This is a genomic window from Algoriphagus sp. 4150, assembly GCF_031457395.1.
Classification (GTDB): Bacteria; Bacteroidota; Bacteroidia; order Cytophagales; family Cyclobacteriaceae; genus Algoriphagus.
Genome location: NZ_JAVDWS010000007.1, coordinates 41944 through 62282, shown reverse-complemented (window position 1 = coordinate 62282; position 20339 = coordinate 41944). Strand labels below are relative to the sequence as shown.

Genomic DNA, 20339 nt, shown 5'->3' with positions numbered 1-20339 from the left:
AGGATAATCATCCCTCTCCCGAAGCAAGTTCGGGACAAGTTGTGTGTCGTCTTCGACATGCTCGATTTCATCTGTTTCATCTGTTTATATTTTTTTAAATGATTTAATAATCATCTATTTTCTTTTTAGAAGGTTAAGTTCAGGTTGATCGAAAATGTTCTTGCCCTAGGATAGGTAAAACGGTCGACACCAAAGGTTTGGATTCCACCGGAAGTGGAACCTGTGTTGACTTCCGGATCAAATCCGGAATAATTGGTGATCACGAACAAGTTTTGTCCTGTGACAGAAAGGCGGATATTTTGGAAAGCATCCCCCAATCCTATCATGTCTGATTTCATATTGTAGCCTAGTGTAGCGTTGTTCAATCGGAAAAACGAGCCACTCTCCAGGAATCTGGTAGAAACAGTGTTGGAATTGTTAAAAGACTCTTCAGGATATTGAGCTGCAAAATCCGTCGTGTTATTGGATCTGGACAATTGAGCTTTGGTGAACAATGACATGGCCGTATGATTATAAATCTTGCTTCCCGCCGTACCGTTGAAATTCAACCCTAAGTCAAAAGCCTTGTACTTGAAGTTCGTATGAAACCCATAGATGAATTTAGGAATTGCGCTTCCCACCACACTACGGTCATTGTCCAAGACTTGACCATCTCCATTGATGTCCTTAAATCTATTCACACCATCTTCAGTTATTCCATCAAACTGAAGCATGTAGAATGCGCCGATAGGATGATTATTGATATATCCGTTAATAGTGGCACCTGTTTGACCCGCACCTTGAGCTGCCCCGGTAGTCAATACAGAATACGGTGAGTCTTTTACTTCATTTTGAATAAAAGTCACATTACCACCAATAGTATAAGAGAAAGATCCATGTTCGTTGCCGGCATAATCCAACCCTATTTCAACTCCACTGTTATGGATTTTCATATCCTTGATGTTGGACCAATATGTAGGAGTAGGCTCAACAGGGTCGGCAGGAACTACTTCCAGTAATATATTGGAAGACACTTTATTGAAGTAATCCAACGTACCTGTCAATCGGTGATTAAAAAATGCAAAATCAATTCCCAGATCTATTTGGCTAGATACCTCCCATTGCAAATCAGGGTTTGCCAAGCGGGTAAACACAATTCCATAAGGATAACCATCCAATGATGTGGCATCGGTATCTATAGGATAAGTATTGAAACTACCTGATCCTTCAGAGGTTCTATCTTCAGAATAACTGGCTTTAGTGATCTTGGATGGAATTTCCTGATTCCCGGTTTTGCCCCAGCTTCCACGAACTTTTAGGTTATTGAAGATTGAGTTGGCCATGAAATTTTCCTTGGTGACATTCCAGCCCAGGGCTAAAGAAGGGAAGTAACCATACTTGTTATTCTCACCAAACTTGGATGATCCATCTGCTCTAAGCGTAGCTGTAAACAAATACTTATCTGCGTAGATGTAGTTCAGTCTACCAAAGAAAGACTGTAATTCGTTCTTCACCGCAGATGAATTGACTGTAGTAGGATACTTAGTGGTACTATTATGGTCTTGGTACCTAGGCTCGATATTATTATCTGCAAAGCCTCTAGCAGAAGTCAACCTATATTCGTCCAGGAATGTCTGGTAAGAATGTCCGGCCAACACAGTTACATTGTGGACATTTGTATTCCAATTGTAAGTCAGGGTATTTTCGACCAGTTGATTGGTATTGGCACTTATTCCTTCGTCCAATGTCCCATCCGACACATTTGACTCATTGATCACTCCTGTAAAGGGTCTGTACTGCTGATATCTGTTTGTACTGGAATAATCCACGCCAAGATTCAACTTGTATGTAAGTCCGTCAACTATTTCAAAAGAAGGGGAAACCGTAGCCAAAATACGATTGTTGGAGGCGTTATCACTATATAATTCATTCCTCTTCAGTGGGTTCAACGTATTGGTCTCCAATAAGGTAGGTTCACCATTTGTGTATGCCGGAATTGTCGGGTTTAAGCTGAGCATATCACTGATTATGGATGTGATGCTTGGTCTCAAATTTTGGGTATGAGAAGCTGTCAGGTTGTAATCGACGATCAGTCTACCGTTGAACGCCTTCTGATTCATGTTTAATTTACCTGAGTAACGCTTCAACTCGCTATTCTTCAGAATACCTTCTTGATCCTGATAGCCTACTGAGGTGAAATAGGAAAACTTCTCCGTGCTGGCTCCACTCATAGAGAAATTGTAATCCTGAGAGAATCCGGTTTGTGTCAGTTCATCTTGCCAATCGGTATCTCCACCAAAATCCAGCAAAGCTCCACCCGCAGCCACTACTTGGCGACGGAACTCATCTGTATCGAATACATCTATTTTTCTAGCCAAAGATGACCATGCTGAGGAAGCAGAAAAATTCATTTGGGTAGTTCCTTTTTTCCCTTTTTTGGTAGTGATTACTACTACTCCGTTTGAGGCACGCGAGCCATACAGGGCTGTAGCACTGGCATCCTTTAGCACATCGATACTTTCTATATCATTGGGATTAAGGAAGTTTAGGGGATTTGAGGCAATTCCTGTATCGGAATTATCCAGCAAAAAGCCATCAATTACATAAAGAGGCTGAGTACCTGAACGTAAGCTTCCTACACCTCTAATAATCACATTTTGTGCGGCCCCGGGCTCACCACTGGTGGAGGTAATGTTCACACCGGCAATTTTCCCCTGTAAAAGATCTACGGGATTTGAAACCAACCCTTTATTGAAGTCTTCACTTTTAACGGAACCGATGGCACCGGTGACATCTGACCTCTTTTGGGTACCATAGCCGACTACCACCAATTCATCCAATTGCGTAGCATCAGGCATCAATTGGACATCTATAATAGATTGTCCATTCACTGAAATCTCTTGCAAAACATATCCCACATAAGAAATCTGAAGGACGGCATCTTCTCCAACCTCAATAGAAAACTTTCCATCAAGATCTGTTACTGTACCGTTAACCGATCCCTTAACCCGAACCGTTGCGCCGGGGAGGGGCTCTCCTGTTTCATCCGTTACCGTACCGGAGATTGATTGTAGAATGGGCACTATATCGGTGATCGGACCACTTGCTTCCAGCCCTCCGTCATGTTCAATATCCTTGGCGACTAGATGTGATGGACCGGTATTCAATCCGGCCCATATAATCATACATGCGGAAGCACGTATGATTTTAGACAATGGTAATTTTGAATGCATAAAATGTTAGTATTGGATGACTAAGAATTTTTTCAATAGATTATTTTCGAAAGTCCGTTGCAACGACCCTCCTTTTTAATTCCAATCTCAAAAGTATATTATATACCACATTGGCTTGTTAAGCTATCTTTAGGGTTATATTAAGCTATAACCTGATTATCCGCAATGATGCCGGCCACCTTAGATACTTCGCTTACCGGTCGTCACTACAGGCAAGCGCAGTTGCCTAAATATTAAAATATGCCAAATCTTATGTCGCTTATTCTTCTTTAATTGGAAGAAATGCAAACAAATACACAATATAAATACAATATTATTTCATTACATCCAAATTTCCATTTCAGTAGTTTTGGCTTTGAAATCTGTAAAAAGGGTTGTTATTTTCTCTTAATCTGTTTAGCAGGAACATTTTTTTTCTCAAACTCCCGGTAGATTTGCAAGTATGGCAGTGAAAATGCATAGCTTCAACTATTCTTTCATTTAAGAAACTTATCTATCCTTATCAAAAGATCTAACTACACGGATGTGTCAAAAACGGCATTTAAAGCACTTTTTATCCTGCTTATATTTTCCTGCCTAATTGTAGATATTTTTGCCCAAGATGTGAATGACACTTCAAAAATCTCCATGGCCCAAAAAGCTTTGGATAGGGGAAAGGATTTTATTACCAGATCGAACAGGGATACTGTGCTTGTAGAAAAAGCTGAGGAGAAATTTCTTCCTTATGAAGGTATGATCATCAGAAATATTACAGTAGAGAATCTTGGGTTTGAATTTTCTATTTATGGCCGACAAAAACCAATAGTCCAGAAAGTAGGTAGAATTGCAAATAAACTGCACACCAATACCCGGGAAAAAACCATCCGTCAACATCTTTTCATCAAGCCAAACCAGCGTCTGAATCCCTATAAAATCGGTGATAATGAGCGGTTTCTTAGAGACCAGGCTTTTATCTTGGAAAGCAGGATCGTAGCCACTCAGGTTCCCGACACCGACTCTGTGGACTTGGTGGTAATCAGCCGGGATATTTTCAGTATAGGAGGATCCGTAGGCGGAAGCTTACCGGTGGCCCCCTTATTTAAAATTTACGATGCTAATGTAGATGGAAGAGCTCAGGGATTCGAGTTTGATATTTTATATGATATGGATAGAAAGCCAAAGACGGGAGTGGCATTTGCTTACACTAAAAGCAGTGTAATGGGGAGCTTGGCAGATTTTGCAGTAAATTATACCCAGTTGAATTCCGGTATAAGCTTAGGTGAAGAAAAAGAATATTCCATGGGAATTAGTCTGGAAAGACCCTTAGTCTCGCCCTATTCCAAATTAGCCGGAGGAGCCGGATGGAGTCAAAACTGGTCGAAGAATGTAGACTCCAAGCCGGATTCAGTTTTTCTTGACTATAAATACAATGTGAGCAATCTGTGGATAGGATATAACTTTGGCTCGGAGAAAGCACTACAGGACAGAAGTAGAAAATTTGTCGCACTTCGGGCTTTTGATGGGTATTTTCTCAGTTATCCCGACCAAGAGGAGATAGGGCTGGAGAGGAAGTACCGCAACAGTAGAGGGGTTTTGGCTGAGTTTACCCTGTATGAGCAAGACTTCTTCAAAACCCAATATGTTTATGGCTTTGGACTTACAGAAGATATTCCTTTTGGGTGTAACCTATCCGCCACATTAGGGTATACCAAGACCCTGGGATTTGCAAGACCTTACGCAGATGTAAATCTGAACTATAAAGGAGCACCCGGTAATGGGAGTTTCTATGACGTGACGTTGAATGCTGCTAGCTATTTTCGAAATGGAAGAACGGAAGATGTCGCAATCCAAACTGGCGGAACCTTCTATACCCAAGCCTATTCTATAGGCAAATACAAAATCAGAAGTAATGCATCAGCATTTTATACCCAGCTTTTCGACGGAGTCACCAACGAGTGGCTGACGATTCGCGGCAACACTATTCCGGGACTGAGAGTAGAGGAAGTCGATGCCACCCAGCGGATGTCCCTTAGTTTTGAATCCAGTCTCTTCACACCTTGGTCGCTTATTGGATTTCGTATAGCGCCTTTTTCCTCTTTTTATTGGGCAAAACTGAAATGCTCTACATGCGAAGATAAATACCGGAATTTCACGGGTATAAGCCTTGGGTTGAGAACGCGGAATGAGAACCTAATCTTTGGAACCCTAGAAATAAAAGGAACTTATATCCCAAATGATGATGAAGGACAGCCCAAATTTGCCGTTAGTTTCCGTAAAAACTTGCGGTTTAGAAGATCTGATGTGTATGTAAATCAGCCTTCACTGATCAATTACAATTAATTTTTGAACCCGAACTATGCCGATTTGGAGGAACTTAGAAGAAGAAATTTAAAACCACCAACAGCCACAAACTATGCCTTTACCTAAACCTATCCGCGGAATTATTCCGCCTATGATCACACCAATTCATGAAGATTTTACGCTGGATTATCCTAGTTTAATCAAAACCATCGAGTACATCATTTCGAATGGTGTCCACGGGCTTTTCATACTTGGTACTACTGGAGAGTTTTCCAGCCTAAGTTCAGATGTGAAAAATGAGCTGATTTCCATGACCTGCGCCAAAGTCGATGGGCGCATACCGGTCCTAGTTGGAATTACCGACTGCTCATTCAATGAGAGTTTAAATCTTGCCGTGAAGGCTAAGGACTCCGGAGCAAAGGCTGTAGTCGCTGCTCCACCTTTCTATATGAATCTGGATCAGAAAGAACTAATCAATTATTATGAAAAGCTTGCTGACCGTGTTGAACTACCGCTTTTGCTATATAATATCCCCTCCCACACAGGGCTCAAAATTGATCCGGACTCTGTTCTGACACTCTCAGGGCATCCGAATATTATAGGCATTAAAGACAGTTCAGGGGACCTATCCTACTTTGAATTCCTAACAGCATTGCTTACTGAAAAACCGGATTTTACCATTTTGGTGGGACCTGAGGAATATCTGGTAGAAACGATGAACATGGGCGGACATGGCGGAGTCTGCGGAGGAGCCAATCTATTTCCTGAGCTCTATGTCAAGCTCTATGAGGCTGTTCGGTCCAAAAATGCAGACCGTATCGAAACCCTAGAAGTGACTGTGCTTTTTTTAAGCAAAAATCTCTATAGTCATGGAAATTATCAATCTGACTATCTGAAAGGGCTAAAAGCTTCCATGTCCTTCTCAGGCCTATGTAAAGATATCTTGGCACTGCCGCTTTTTGCTTATACAGATGAAGAAAAAGAAAGTCTTCGCAAGAAATATAATGTGGTAGAATCCAGAGTAAAAACTAGCCTTTACAAGCAAACTGAATAATCCGCTTCAAATTCCAATACAAGATTCTGAGCATTGAAAATTGCTTCAACTATAGTTTTTCCGCAATAAAAAACGAGCGACTTGTAATCCAAATCGCTCGTTTTAGTCAATTTTTCTCTCTGGACACAGATTTACATCTCTTTCATTTCAGAGACTATTTTGGTGATGGTCTGTTTTGCATCTCCGAATAGCATCAGGCAATTTGGATAGCCGAACAACTCGTTTTCCACACCTGCATAGCCCTTGCCCATACTTCTCTTACTGACGATTACCGTCCTGGCTTTATCCGCATTTAAGATAGGCATTCCGTAAATCGGACTTTGGGGATTGTTTCTGGCAGCAGGATTTACCACATCATTTGCTCCGACGATAAGAACCAAATCCGTATTTGGAAATTCGTCGTTGATGGATTCCATTTCTATCAGCTTGTCATAGGAGATATTTGCCTCCGCCAGCAGTACGTTCATATGTCCCGGCATTCTGCCTGCCACCGGGTGAATGGCAAATTTGAAATCAATGTTACGTTTTTCGCATTGCTCCATCAGCTCACGAATGACATGCTGAGCCTGGGCTACAGCCATTCCATAACCCGGAACCACGATGACAGAAGAAACTCCGTCAAACAGCATAGCGGTCTCTTCCACTCCTATTTCCTTCACAGAAATAGAAGGACCGTCGCCTTGAGTCTCATTCACTGTCTGCCCAAATCCACCCAAAAGCACATTGATCAACGATCGGTTCATGGCTTTGCACATAATCTGAGTAAGGATAATTCCGGACGCTCCTACTAGAGAACCTGCTACGATCAGCACATTGTTGTTCAGAATAAAACCGGTAGCACAAGCCGCCATCCCTGAGTAAGAATTCAGTAAGGAAATCACTACCGGCATATCTGCACCTCCGATAGGAATCACAGTCAGGATCCCCAAAACCAATGCAATCGCTATCAGAACGATTATCAAGATCGGGTCAGTCTGGTCAATTACGGTGAAGACCGCTGCGGTCAAAAACCCTAAAAACAAAATCAGATTTATAGGATGCTGCCCTTTGAATGTAATCGGCGAACCAGAGATATTCCCATTTAGCTTCAAGTAGGCTACCAATGATCCGGTGAAGGTGAGTCCACCTATAAACACAGAAACAATGATACTGATCACTGTCACCAGTTCGATAGATTCCATATTGACATCAGTCCTTAGGAAATAGTCTGAAAGGGCTACTGAAAATGAGGCCAATCCACCGAATCCGTTGAATATTGCAACCATTTCGGGCATTTTGGTCATTTCCACTTTATTGGCATAATAAAGGCCAATGGCCGATCCCAAGACAATACATGCAAAAATCTCAACCAAAGAAATGGCATCAATCTGAACCATCGTAGCCAATATGGCTATAAACATCCCCAACGCAGAAATACGGTTTCCTTTTCTGGCCGACTGGGTTTTATTCAACATTTTGATCCCCAGCACAAACAAGATGGAGGCGATCAAATAGGCTAATTCTATTGCTAAACTCATTTTTTCTTGAACATTTTAAGCATACGATCTGTGACAGTGTAGCCGCCGACTACGTTGATGGTGGCCAGCACCAAGGCTGCCATTCCCAGCCATTTGCTTAGGGTGGTATAGCCCATTTCATTGCAGGCCAAAAGTGCTCCCACGATGGTAATCCCGGAAATCGCGTTGGATCCGGACATCAACGGTGTGTGCAAGGTGGGGGGAACTTTCGCGATCAGCTCAAATCCCAAGAAACTTGCAAGAACAAGTATATAAATCAGAATAATCAATGCTTCTGAGCTCATAATTTGAAGAGGTTATTTCTTACTTATTTAATATTTTATTTGTGAATTCATGAACTATCTGACCTTCATAAGTGATCAAAACACCTTTGGTGATTTCTTCCTCACGGTCGAGATTAAATCCGTCTTTGGTAGCCAAATGAAGCAGCAGTGTACTGATATTGGTCGCATAGAGCTGGCTTGCATTGGTGGACATCAATGAAGGCAAGTTTGACTCACCTATGATGGTCACGCCATGTTTGCGCACAATTTGATCCTTCTCGGATATCTCACAATTTCCTCCGGATTCTACCGCCATATCCACGATCACAGCACCTTTTTTCATACTCTTGACCATTTCCTCCGTCACTAGAATGGGCGATTTTTTTCCCATGACCAGCGCAGTGGTAATTACAAGATCAGAATCCTTGATTTTACTTTGGATGAGTTCCTTTTGCTTTTGCAAAAATTCCGCAGAAACTTCAGAAGCATATCCTCCTTCTACTTTCACATCCCCGGCTCCTTCTACAGTCAAAAACCGACCACCCAAAGACTCCACCTGCTCCTTGGTCTCAGGTCGCACATCAGTGACTTCCACCACTGCGCCAAGTCTCTTGGCGGTAGCTATCGCCTGAAGACCTGCCACACCGGCTCCGAAAATCAAGACCTTCGCGGGAGTAATCGTACCCGAGGCTGTCATCATCAGCGGAAAAATCTTCTCCAAATAATTAGCTCCCAAAATCACAGATTTATATCCTGCAAGATTAGCCTGTGAACTCAAGCAGTCCATTTTCTGTGCTCTGGAAATCCTAGGGACAGCATCCATGGAAAAGGACATGATGGATTTCTTATTCATTTCGTCCAGTATCTCCGGATAGTTGTAGGCATACATAATGGAGATACAGGCACTGCCATTTTGCATTTGGGCTATTTCCTCTTTGGAGAAAAGGTTGACTTTCAGCAGCACATCCGATGAGAATACTTCCTGAGGATTCCCTAGAGTTGCTCCTGCATTACTATAATCCTCATCAGAAAAATTTGACCCCAGTCCGGCTCCATGCTCTACAGTAACAGAAAACTCTTTCTTGATTAATTGCTTGATGACTTCAGGACTGAGTGCAACCCTGTGCTCACCCTCCTTCGTCTCTTTTAAAACTCCTATTTTCATTTTAGGCTTGTTTGAATTGTTTCTTTCAAAGCTATTGCGTTTCAATATATTCAAAGAAACTAGGATTATTTTGTAAAGGCTACCTGCATTAGCCTGATTTTTTACTATTTCTTGATATTATCTATTGCCAAACGAATAGTTTATGGAATTTTATTTAACCAAAAAATCACATTAATCCGCTTTATGCCATCGATTGCACAGAATTTCATAACCTACTTCCCGGATATGGTAACAATTTTGTAAAACATAACCGCTTCCAGCACCCTATCTTGGCTGAAATTTGCTTTTTAACCGTTTTTAGATTTTACCACTGGTCATTCTTTTTTAATGGTTAAAAACAAACAGGACTCATCCAAAAAAATAAATTTCTATTTTAGATTACTTAATTGACCTTAAACTAATAACCTCATGCGCAAACCCCAGAAAAATTCTAACGGGCAAACCCGACGGGATTTTATTAAAAATGCAGCGATTGCCTCCTCTTTTATGATTGTTCCCCGGCATGTTCTGGGTGGAGTGGGATTTATAGCTCCAAGTGACCAATTGAATCTAGCGGCAATCGGAGCCGGTGGAAAAGGTGCCAGCGATATTAGAAACGCATCAGTAAATGGCCGCGAACGTGTGACTGCACTTTGTGATGTTGATTTTTCGGGATCTGCCAAAGCATCGGTAGAGAGATTCCCTGACGCGAAGCGCTATGCTGATTTCCGCGAAATGCTGGACAAAGAGAAAGATATCGATGCAGTGACTATTTCCACTCCCGATCATGTCCATGGACCTGCTGCCAAATATGCCATGGAACGTGGAAAGCACGTGTATGTGCAAAAACCCATGACCCATAACATCAAAGAGGCAAGGATGCTCACTGAGATGGCCAGAAGCCAAAAAGTGGTCACTCAAATGGGTAATCAGGGTGGCTCCAATGAGCTGCTGAAAATGGTACAAAAATGGGTAGATGATGACAAAATAGGTAAGATATCCAAAGTAGAAGTCTGGACTAACAGACCTGTATGGCCCCAAGGAGGCGCTTTTCCCAAGCCTCAGCCCGGCACCAAGCCAGATGCTTTGAACTGGGATCTATGGCTAGGTCCATCCCCCGAGATTCCTTACACCCCGGAACTTCACCCCTTCAGCTGGAGAGGCTGGTGGAATTACGGTACAGGTGCACTAGGCGATGTAGGGTGTCACTTGATCGATATACCTTTCAGAACACTAGGCTTACACTATCCTACCGATGCTGAATGCAGCGTAGGTTCAGTGTACAGCGGCATGTGGACTCCGGATTATCATCCTGATGGCTGTCCTGCTTCCTCGTTCATCACATTGAATTTTGCGGCTACCGCCAAAAGTAAATCCCCTATCACCATGACGTGGATGGACGGCGGCATCAAGCCTGCACATCCGGACATCATTCCTACAGATCATGAAATCGGAGGTGGGGCAAATGGTGTTTTGATCATAGGTGAAAAAGGCATAATCTCCACCAATATCAATGACAGCTCTCCTTTGATGCCAAAATTGTATCTCAATGACGGGACACAAGAATTCGGCCCGGAAACTGAAGAAAATATCGAACCTGAATACGGTCACCAGAGAAAATGGGTGGATGCATGTAAGGCGGGTTTTGGAAGCGAAGAACACAAAGGACTTACTTCCTCGTTTGACTATGCAGGGCCGATGACCGAAACTGTTCTGATGGGTAATCTTGCTATCCGTAGCTATATGCTTCGCAGAGAAAACAGCAAAGGTCAGCCTGAATTCTATGGACGCAAAAAATTACTTTGGGATGGGGACAAACTTCTCATCACAAACTTTGAAGAAGCCAACCAATTCGTAGGAAGGACGTATAGGAAAGGATGGGAGATATAATTCATCCCTCAGAATAAATCATTCGAAACCCGTTCAAGCTGATTTTGAACGGGTTTCGATATTTTAGTATAGAAGTATAAATTAGCCATATCGAGAATCTTCCAAGCCCAAAATCTTAAGTTTTCCTCTAGTTTGAGTGAATCTGAAGGTTTTTTTGGGTGAGAAATACAGTTTTTTGAATAAAAAAACCAATAAAAACTGTAGAAGGAAGTAATAGTAAATAGGATTTTATCCATAAATACTTTGCTTATTTTTTTTTTAAACCATAAGCATTCTTAGATTGGCAGGAATTAAACAATTAAAAATGGCACAAATGATTAAAAAGGGAAAAGAGCTAATTCGTATCTGCCCGACCAACACGCTTAAAATTGAATATTCTGTCGATGAAGGCGAGACTTGGAGTCAACGATATATGGGAAATCCAGCCAGTCCCGGAGAATTTACCGACTTGGCAGATGGTGGCAAAGAATTACTTGCAGAAGGCCCAAAAGGCAGTTTTTACTCTAAGAACAAAGGTAAATCCTGGCATAAAAGATAATAATCCTTCAGAAATATCCTCTATTAGTATAGCTATTTAGTTGTTCTTTGTTTCCGAATTTATGCCAGTATTGAGGTTAAAATAAACTTCACCTTATCAAGCTGAGGTGCACACCTATAGCTCACTTCACAAGTGAAGATGGTAGGGATCATTGGCATCATAGCGGATAAACATTGAAATAATTTACACATCAGCTGTCATGAATACTTATTCCGATTCCGGTGATAAACCTGAATGATACTCAGCGGATTTTAAAATCATCTAATTCACTTGAAAGCTCAATCCATCTATTGCATCCGGGAACGAAGGTTAACCAAAACCAAGCTCAGTGCACACACAGTTCTACTTGTCTTTCAATGCATTTGTTGATCCGGTTAATCAAACTCCGGAGTTTGTTGGAAACATCTACGAATAAAGCAATCTTAATTAAAGCTTAACCCCTATTTTAGCTTATGGGCAAAATCCAAGACACCGAAGTAAGATGGGGGATTCTAGGCGTGGGAAATGTCTGCGAAGTCAAATCCGCACCGGCAATGAATCTCATCCCCAATAGCAAAATCGCGGCGGTCATGCGCCGCTCGGAAGAGAAAGTAAGAGACTACGCCGGACGGCATGGGATCCCCAAGTGGTACACTTCAGCCAACGAGCTGATTAATGACCCGGAAGTAAATGCGATCTACATCGCCACCCCTCCAAATGCTCATTTGGAACTGGCAAAACTTGCTGCAGCGGCCGGCAAACCTGTGTATGTGGAAAAGCCCATGGCCCGATCACATGCTGAGTGCCTGGAGATGATTGAAGTTTGCGAGAAAGCCAACGTCCCACTTTATGTAGCCTATTATCGAAGAGAGCTGCCGCACTTTCGCAAAATCAAAGAGCTGATCACAGAAGGGGCTCTTGGGGATATCCGTACTGTTCATATAAATCTGAAGCAAAAGCCCGATGCCACTTTAATCACAAAAGTGGACACCAATTGGCGGGTAGATCCCGAACTTGCCGGTGGTGGATACTTCTTTGACCTGGCATCTCATCAGCTAGACTTATTAGATTTTTTCTTTGGAAAAATCACCCATGCAAATGGATTTGCGGCTAACCAAGCAAATACTTATAAAGCTGAAGACATCGTCATAGGGAGTTTTGTATTTGAAAGCGGAGTTCTGGGCACGGGAAATTGGTGCTTCAGCACCGCTGCAAATGCTGAAATAGATGAGACAACGATCTATGGAAGTGAAGGAACAATCCAATTTGAGACCTTTGGAAAAGGGGAATTTACCCTTATTACAGATGAAAGGGGAATTGAAAGTTTCAACTTTGCCCTTCCCAAGCACATTCAGGAACCCTTGATCAAAACTATAGTAGGCGATCTACTTGGAACCGAAACGTGCAAAAGTACAGGAACCAGTGGAGCAAGAGCAAACTGGGTGATGGATCAACTGGTGAAACAGAAAATCTGAGTTTTTTAACCACGAAGAGCACAAAGGACACGCAAAGTACGCAGCTGATCTTTAACTTCATTTCCATCATCTCGGTTTTTCCGCCTCGGTTTGTGTCACAAACCGAAATATGATTGGAAACTTAACCAAACCTAAAAATCGATAACTTCGATAACTTTTTCGTGAGTGACACTCACATAGGCTTTAACTGCCATACGTGAATATTCCTTGCCATCATCCGAATTTTCTTACCCTCACTTGAGTTTACTCTAGCAGGTGGCATTTCGCTGCTTTTCAGCTAACCCTTTTTAATTAGTATAAGCAATGGATTTAAAATTAGAAGACAAAAAAGCATTTATAAGCGGATCCACCGCAGGGATTGGATTTGCTATCGCAAAGAGATTTCTAGTGGAAGGAGCCTCAGTAGTTGTTAACGGCAGATCACAGGAGAGTGTGGACACGGCAATTGCAATACTGAAATCAGAAACCGGCAGTGATAAAGTAAGTGGAATCCCTGCTGATTTCTCCAAAGTGGAAGAAGTAAACAACCTACTAAACGTCCTTCCTGAAGTCGATATTTTGATCAATAACGCAGGGATTTTTGAGCCGAAAGCCTTTGCAGAAATCCCTGATGAAGATTGGTTTAGATTCTTCGAAATGAACGTGATGAGCGGAATCCGCCTTTCCAGACAGTATTTCCCGAAAATGCTCGCAAAAAATTGGGGAAGGATAATTTTCATTTCCAGTGAGTCTGGCGTTTTCATACCTGACGAAATGATCCATTATGGCATGACCAAAACAGCCCAATTAGCAGTAGCAAGAGGATTGGCTGAGCTTACCAAAGGAAGTAATGTCACGGTAAACTCAATCCTGCCCGGTCCAACCAAATCAAAAGGTGTAGGCAAATTCTTAGAAGACTTATCCGAATCCACCGGTAAATCAATACAGAAAGTCGAGGAAGAATTCTTTCAGGATATGCGGCCCACTTCATTGATTCAGCGATTCGCATCGGTGGAAGAAGTGGCAGATACGGTGGTCTATTATTCCAGCCCACTGGCTTCCGCCACCAATGGAGCTTCTATCAGGGTAGAAGGAGGACTGGTAAGATCCATACTGTAATCAGGATTAGGCGTGAAATTCCGCTACAGCCGTTCGTGTAACCACTTCCTCGAAGCTTGTGTCATCAGCTCTGCCACCATTCGTATCATCAGCTCCGCCGCCGTTCGTGTCATCACGAACGGCTTTCAACAATCTTTTTCCCATCAGAAACACTCACAAAGGTTCAGCTGCAGAAGCTAGTTTGCCCTGTGGTGGTTGGCAGCTATAGTGAAAAATCTCTTGCTCGCTTGCCCAAAACTGCCCGTCGGTAAGGCCTCTCGTTAATAGCACATACTGAAAAATAATTCGCTTAAATTCATAATTTATCAATCTCCGCCGCCGTTCGTGTCATCACGAACGGCCTTCAACAATCTTTTTCCCATCAGAAACACTCACAAAGGTTCAGCTGCAGAAGCTAGTTTGCCCTGTGATGATTGGTAGGTATAGTGAAAAATCTCTTGCTGGCTTGCCCAAAACTGCCCGTCGGTAAGACCTCCCGTTAATAGCACATACTGAAAAATAATTCTCTTAAATTCATAATCTATCAATCTCCGCCGCCGTTCGTGTCCACGAACGGCCTTCAACAATCTTTTTCCCATCAGAAACACTCACAAAGGTTCAGCTGCAGAAGCTAGTTTGCCCTGTGGTGGTTGGTAGGTATAGTGAAAAATCTCTTGCTGGCTTGCCTAAAACTGCCCGTCGGTAAGGCCTCCCGTTAATAGCACATACTGAAAAATAATTCGCTTAAATTTATAATTTATCAATCTCCGCCGCCGTTCGTGTCATCACGAACGGCCTTCAACAATCTTTTTCCCATCAGAAACACTCACAAAGGTTCAGCTGCAGAAGCTAGTTTGCCCTGTGATGATTGGTAGGTATAGTGAAAAATCTCTTGCTGGCTTGCCCAAAACTGCCCGTCGGTAAGACCTCTCGTTAATAGCACATACTGAAAAATAATTCGCTTAAATTCATAATTTATCAATCTGACACAATATATTTATTATCAAGGCATCTTATCCCAAAAAAATACCGAAAATCAACTTGTAACTTGTTTTTTCTGTGGTATTTAGCAAACATTAGATAAGAGTAGGAAAAAGTGAATTGCCTTATCCCTTTTGCAAACAATACACCCAATCCAATAACCAATGAAACAAACTTACCGATCAATTGCAGTACTGAGCCTAGCGCTGTTGTCGGGAATTCTCTCCTGTTCGGAACCCGAAAAAAAAGAATCAACTGAAAAACCTGATGAAAACAGGTTCACACAGGTGGTCCTCACGGAAGGCATGGATGAGCCCATGGAGATGACTTTTCTGCCAGACAGTAAGATCCTATTTGTAGAGCGAAAAGGCGGAGTTAAAATTCTGGATGAAAATACAGGTAAAGTCACCCTCGTAGCCACTATTCCGGTCAACACCAAATACACAAATAAAGAGGGGGTAGTCCGTGAGGCGGAAGAGGGGCTGATGGGAGTCATTGCCCATCCGGACTTTACGAAAAACCATTGGATCTATCTCTATTACGCTGATCCTGAAGACAAACAACATGTACTTACTAGATGGGAATTGGACGGAAACACGCTGGTCGAATCATCCAAAAAAGTTATTTTAACCGTTCCTACCCAGCGGGAAGAATGCTGCCATACAGGCGGTGGGATGGTCTTTGACCAGGAAGGCAACTTGTACTTAACCGTGGGAAACAACACGGTGAATCCAGCGTCCGGAACTTCCAATCTGGACGAGCGTCCGGGACATGAAAACTCCGATGACCAGCGAGCTCCCGGAAACACCAATGATTTGAGAGGAAAAATCCTTAGAATTCACCCGGAAGATGACGGCACCTATACTATTCCCAAAGGCAATCTTTTTCCGGAAGGCACAGAGAAAACAAAACCAGAAATCTACACCATGGGGCATAGAAATCCCTGGAGACCAACTTTGGATAGCAAAACAGGCTATTTATACTGGGGAGAAGTGGGACCTGATGCGGGAAAAGATTCCATCTGGGGACCACGTGGATACGACGAATTCAATCAAGCCAAGGGGCCGGGATTCTTCGGCTGGCCCTATTTCATTGGTGACAATATTCCCTACAACCGTCATGACTTAGAAACCGACACTTACGGCGAGCCCTATGATGTGAATAAGCCGGTAAATGAATCTGTAAACAATACAGGGCTCCGCGATTTGCCAACCCCGGTAGTACCGGCCCTGATCTGGTACCCTTACGGGGTTTCTGAGGAATTCCCAATTCTGGGAAGCTCAGGAAGAAGTGCTACGGGAGGACCGGTATTTAGAAAAGCAGATTTCAAGGCAGATGCTCCTTATGTTTTCCCGGCTTACTATGAAGGCAAATGGCTAATTGTGGACTTTATGCGAGGCTGGATCATGTCGGTGACCATGAATGACAATGGTGACTATGAATCCATGGAGCGCTTTCTGCCAAATAGCACATTCAGTTCAGCGATTGATATGGACTTTGGCCCGGATGGAGCCTTATACATCTTAGAATATGGAAGCGCTTGGTTCCGGGGAAATGCAAATTCCCGAATTGTGAAGATCGAATACAATGCCGGCAACCGTAAGCCAAATGTAAATGCTACTTCCGATAAAATATCCGGAGCTATACCTTTTACTGCTAATTTCTCTTCGGAGGGCACAAACGACTACGATGATTATGACGCAGGAAAACTTGATTACACTTGGAAAATAAATGGTGCTGATGGGACGACTACCGAATTGAAAGGAGCTGACGCAACTTATACCTTTGAAACAGCGGGAAAACATCAGGTAACCTTGACTGTGACCGACACCAAGGGTGAGTCCAATGCTGCCTCCTTTGATGTAATAGCCGGAAATGATAAACCTCAAGTCACTATAGACTTCAAAAGAGCCAATAAATCATTCTACTTCGGAGATAATTCCCTTCCATACAGCATTACTGTAAATGACAATGAGGATGGAAGTACTGATGACAGTAGAATACACGCAAATGAAGTGGCAGTAACCTTTGACTATGTCCCTTCCGGATTTGACCCGATCGAGATCGCTTCCAAGCAAAGTGGAGTGGAATCTGAGGCCCTGCAAAACATCGGCAGAAATCTAATCGAGGCCAGCGACTGTAAATCATGTCACCAATACGCCGAAACATCCATCGGGCCAAGCTATCAAGCCGTAGCGAGCAAGTATGAAAACACTTCCGAAACTACTGATATGCTGATAGATAAAATCATCAATGGTGGAGCCGGAATCTGGGGAGAGCATGCGATGAGCGCACATCCCCAATTATCAAAGGCTGATGCTAAACGTATGGTGGACTATATCATGAATATGAATACGGTGAAGGCAACAGTTAGATCACTGCCTTTGTCCGGATCGGTGAAAACTACAATCCCAGAAGGAGAAGACGGTCAAGGAAGTTTCCTATTGCAAGCATCCTATACAGATAAAGGCAACGGAGATGTGCCTTCCTTGTCCGGAAGTGATTTTATAGCTTTGAGAAATCCCTATTTGGATCCGCAAAGTGCCGAACTAAGAAAAGGCGTAAATCTGATGACCACCCCCAGCGTGAATTTCTTTATGGTGGGTGATCAGTCATACATAGGTTTCAAAAACTTGGATCTAAGCGGTATCAAGGAAATCATAGTATATGCCGGCATAAGTGAACGGGTAGATGCCAAAGGCGGGTCTATAGAAATCAGAATTGACTCCCCTACCGGAGAAATAATCGGGCAAACTGAACCTCTAATAGCAAAACAAGTAGTAGGTTTCAGACCGCCGCCTAATGTGAACTTTATAGATTGGAGAAGGCAAAACTCCAGTCTGGGAAAAGTAACTCTTTCTTCCGTCAGCGGCAGGCATGATGTGTACATTATTTTCAAAAACCCTGAAGCAAAAGGCGAAGAGATTCTGATGAGTGTGAACGAAGTACAGTTCTCGAATACACTACAGTAAAAGTTTGCTTATTAATCCAAAGCCCTGTTTCATTGCGAGACAGGGCTTTTTTTAACCGCAGAGATCACGGAGTTTTTCACGGAGAGCGCAGTTATCCTGCTTCTCCAGAAGCAGGACTTGAGTAGCTATTGATTTGCACGACATTTTGCTGTGTCTTTTAGCACAGTGCTGAAAGGGACGACCTTTCAAAAGCATAGAAAACTGAAGAATAGCGGTTACTGTAAGGTTTGACCCCGTTCGGTGTCGGGATTTTGGTGAGTTGAAAAATTGAAGTACCAGTAAGAATTGATGATGATTTTTGCTTAGAGAAACGATCCTGAAAGGATCGAACCTTTCAATAACCCTAGGTGCAACCTAGGGAAAATAGAAATCAAGAATGCGGACGGCAACCCCGAATGGGGTTGAACTTAGAGCGAAGCTACAAACTCAGGCTGGGAATTTTCCAATATTGCAAAGCAACCTTCAATATACATTCTGCATCTTTATAATGGATATATGGAAGACAGAGGATACGGTAAAGTTTCCTCCTTCTTGGTTTCCTTGATCACAAATGTCAGCTATATATAGTTTCAAGACAAAATGCAAAAGATGATTTTATTAAAAACAACTTATCCCTACCTATTAGTTTTATTTTTAATAAGCCATGCTATCTATGCACAATTGGACAGTATTCCGATAAATAATGATGAAGCATTCCTATTAGACTCAAAAGCACTCAATGAGCCACGAAGTATCTGGGTACATCTGCCTTCAGATTACGCTTCAACCAATAAAAGTTATCCTGTAATCTATTTACTCGACGGTGAAGGACATTTTAATTATGTGTCCAACCTTATCGATTACCTTTCCGGTTATGATAGAAACAGAATTCCGGAAATGATAGTGGTTGCTATTCCCAATGTCAACCGCGGTAGGGATCTTATTCCAACATCTTTATTTGAAGGGAACACAGATAATTCAAAAAAAACAAATATCGACGACGGTGGGTATGATTTTTTGCAGTTTATAAAAAACGAACTTCTACCTTTTATCGACTCCAGTTATAGGACTGCCCCATATCGTATTTTAGCCGGACATTCTTTAGCGGGGCTTTTTGGTTTATATACTAAAGTAACAGACCCTGACTTATTCCAGTCTACCATACTTATAAGTCCGGCTATTGATATTGAGGGGGGAAATATGAAAATCCTAGATGATTTCAAATCCTTCCTAATCAGTCACGAAAACCGCTCAGATAAATTTTTCATTTCCATTGGGGATGAAAACACTCAGGCTGTGGATACCCTTGCGGAGCAAATAACAATGTTTGCATCTGAAAGGATAGATTGGGATTTTCAAAAATATGAGGATGAAAACCATTTTTCGGTGACTTACAAAAGCATGTTTGATGCCCTAAAATTCATCTATAAAGATTGGTTTATAGACAATTATGCATCTACCAACATGACCTATGACGAAATCCGGTTGCACTTTGAGAAATTGTCAAATGCGTTTGGGTACACTATGATACCCGGAGAGGAGTTTATGAACAACTTCGGTTATAAACAGCTCAGATCAAATAATACTGATGAAGCGATTGAAATATTTAAACAGAATGTAAAAAACTACCCCGATTCATGGAATGCTTATGACAGTTTAGGAGAGGTATACGCCTTAAAAGGAAAAACGAGTATGGCTATTGAGAATTATGAAAAGTCAATTTCCTTAAATCCCAATAATGAGATTGGAAAAGATATACTGAAGAAATTAAAATCCAAATAAACCGGTAACAACTGGGGGTTCGTCGCATGCGTCACCAAATCTGGTCAAAGTGATATCGATGTTACCGTTTTCTATATCGTCATATTCTTGGGCACTAATGCCCACTAGCTGTGCGATTTCTTTCCTGGATAAGCCTGTTTGATTCTCGCGAATCTGTTTGATGCGTGCTGCGACTTTCATATGTGTTAGTGGGTTA

General features: G+C 42.3%; 13 protein-coding genes. 8 read left to right on the top strand and 5 right to left on the bottom strand.

Going from position 1 to position 20339, the window contains the following annotated elements:
* Positions 1–125: 125 nt before the first annotated feature.
* The gene (locus J2X69_RS11360) at positions 126–3212 is read right to left on the bottom strand and encodes a TonB-dependent receptor (RefSeq protein WP_310103242.1); all 3087 of its coding nucleotides are present in this window, start codon (positions 3210–3212) and stop codon (positions 126–128) included.
* Between the two features lie 525 nt (positions 3213–3737).
* On the opposite strand from J2X69_RS11360, the gene J2X69_RS11355 reads away from it, so the two are divergent.
* Both J2X69_RS11355 and J2X69_RS11350 read left to right on the top strand, forming a co-directional pair.
* Entirely contained in the window at positions 3738–5531 is a 1794-nt protein-coding gene (locus tag J2X69_RS11355) for a hypothetical protein (RefSeq protein ID WP_310103239.1), read from the top strand.
* A 73-nt stretch (positions 5532–5604) separates the two neighbouring features.
* Positions 5605–6546, top strand: coding sequence for a dihydrodipicolinate synthase family protein (locus tag J2X69_RS11350; RefSeq protein WP_310103236.1), 942 nt, complete (start codon positions 5605–5607; stop codon positions 6544–6546).
* Positions 6547–6677: 131 nt separating this feature from the next.
* Here J2X69_RS11350 and J2X69_RS11345 read toward each other — a convergent pair whose 3' ends face one another.
* The 3 genes from J2X69_RS11345 to J2X69_RS11335 are packed head-to-tail and all read right to left on the bottom strand — an operon-like array spanning position 6678 to position 9491.
* Positions 6678–8063, bottom strand: coding sequence for an NAD(P)(+) transhydrogenase (Re/Si-specific) subunit beta (locus J2X69_RS11345; protein ID WP_310103233.1), 1386 nt, complete (start codon positions 8061–8063; stop codon positions 6678–6680).
* Entirely contained in the window at positions 8060–8347 is a 288-nt protein-coding gene (locus J2X69_RS11340) for an NAD(P) transhydrogenase subunit alpha (protein WP_057935611.1), read from the bottom strand. The genes J2X69_RS11345 and J2X69_RS11340 overlap by 4 nt, the downstream gene beginning before the upstream one ends.
* Positions 8348–8366: 19 nt before the next feature.
* Positions 8367–9491, bottom strand: coding sequence for a Re/Si-specific NAD(P)(+) transhydrogenase subunit alpha (locus J2X69_RS11335; protein ID WP_310103228.1), 1125 nt, complete (start codon positions 9489–9491; stop codon positions 8367–8369).
* A 408-nt stretch (positions 9492–9899) separates the two neighbouring features.
* Here J2X69_RS11335 and J2X69_RS11330 point away from each other — a divergent pair, with 408 nt between their 5' ends.
* The 6 genes from J2X69_RS11330 to J2X69_RS11305 all read left to right on the top strand — a co-directional run bounded on the left by J2X69_RS11330 (position 9900) and on the right by J2X69_RS11305 (position 20143).
* Positions 9900–11360: a Gfo/Idh/MocA family oxidoreductase gene (locus J2X69_RS11330; protein ID WP_310103225.1), complete on the top strand. Its 1461-nt coding sequence runs from the start codon at positions 9900–9902 to the stop codon at positions 11358–11360.
* A 280-nt stretch (positions 11361–11640) separates the two neighbouring features.
* A complete protein-coding gene (locus J2X69_RS11325) occupies positions 11641–11898 on the top strand; it encodes a sialidase family protein (protein WP_310103222.1) in 258 nt (85 codons plus the stop codon).
* 452 nt (positions 11899–12350) lie between these two features.
* Positions 12351–13352: a Gfo/Idh/MocA family oxidoreductase gene (locus tag J2X69_RS11320; protein WP_310103220.1), complete on the top strand. Its 1002-nt coding sequence runs from the start codon at positions 12351–12353 to the stop codon at positions 13350–13352.
* Between the two features lie 303 nt (positions 13353–13655).
* The gene (locus tag J2X69_RS11315; protein ID WP_310103217.1) at positions 13656–14450 is read left to right on the top strand and encodes an SDR family oxidoreductase; all 795 of its coding nucleotides are present in this window, start codon (positions 13656–13658) and stop codon (positions 14448–14450) included.
* A gap of 1124 nt (positions 14451–15574) precedes the next feature.
* Positions 15575–18382, top strand: coding sequence for a PQQ-dependent sugar dehydrogenase (locus J2X69_RS11310; protein ID WP_310103216.1), 2808 nt, complete (start codon positions 15575–15577; stop codon positions 18380–18382).
* A 588-nt stretch (positions 18383–18970) separates the two neighbouring features.
* The gene (locus tag J2X69_RS11305; RefSeq protein WP_310103213.1) at positions 18971–20143 is read left to right on the top strand and encodes an alpha/beta hydrolase-fold protein; all 1173 of its coding nucleotides are present in this window, start codon (positions 18971–18973) and stop codon (positions 20141–20143) included.
* Here the strand turns inward: J2X69_RS11305 and J2X69_RS11300 are convergent.
* Positions 20129–20323 (bottom strand): helix-turn-helix transcriptional regulator, encoded by a 195-nt coding sequence (locus J2X69_RS11300; protein WP_310103210.1) that lies wholly within the window; start codon positions 20321–20323, stop codon positions 20129–20131. The genes J2X69_RS11305 and J2X69_RS11300 overlap by 15 nt on opposite strands.
* Between the last annotated feature and the right edge of the window lie 16 nt (positions 20324–20339).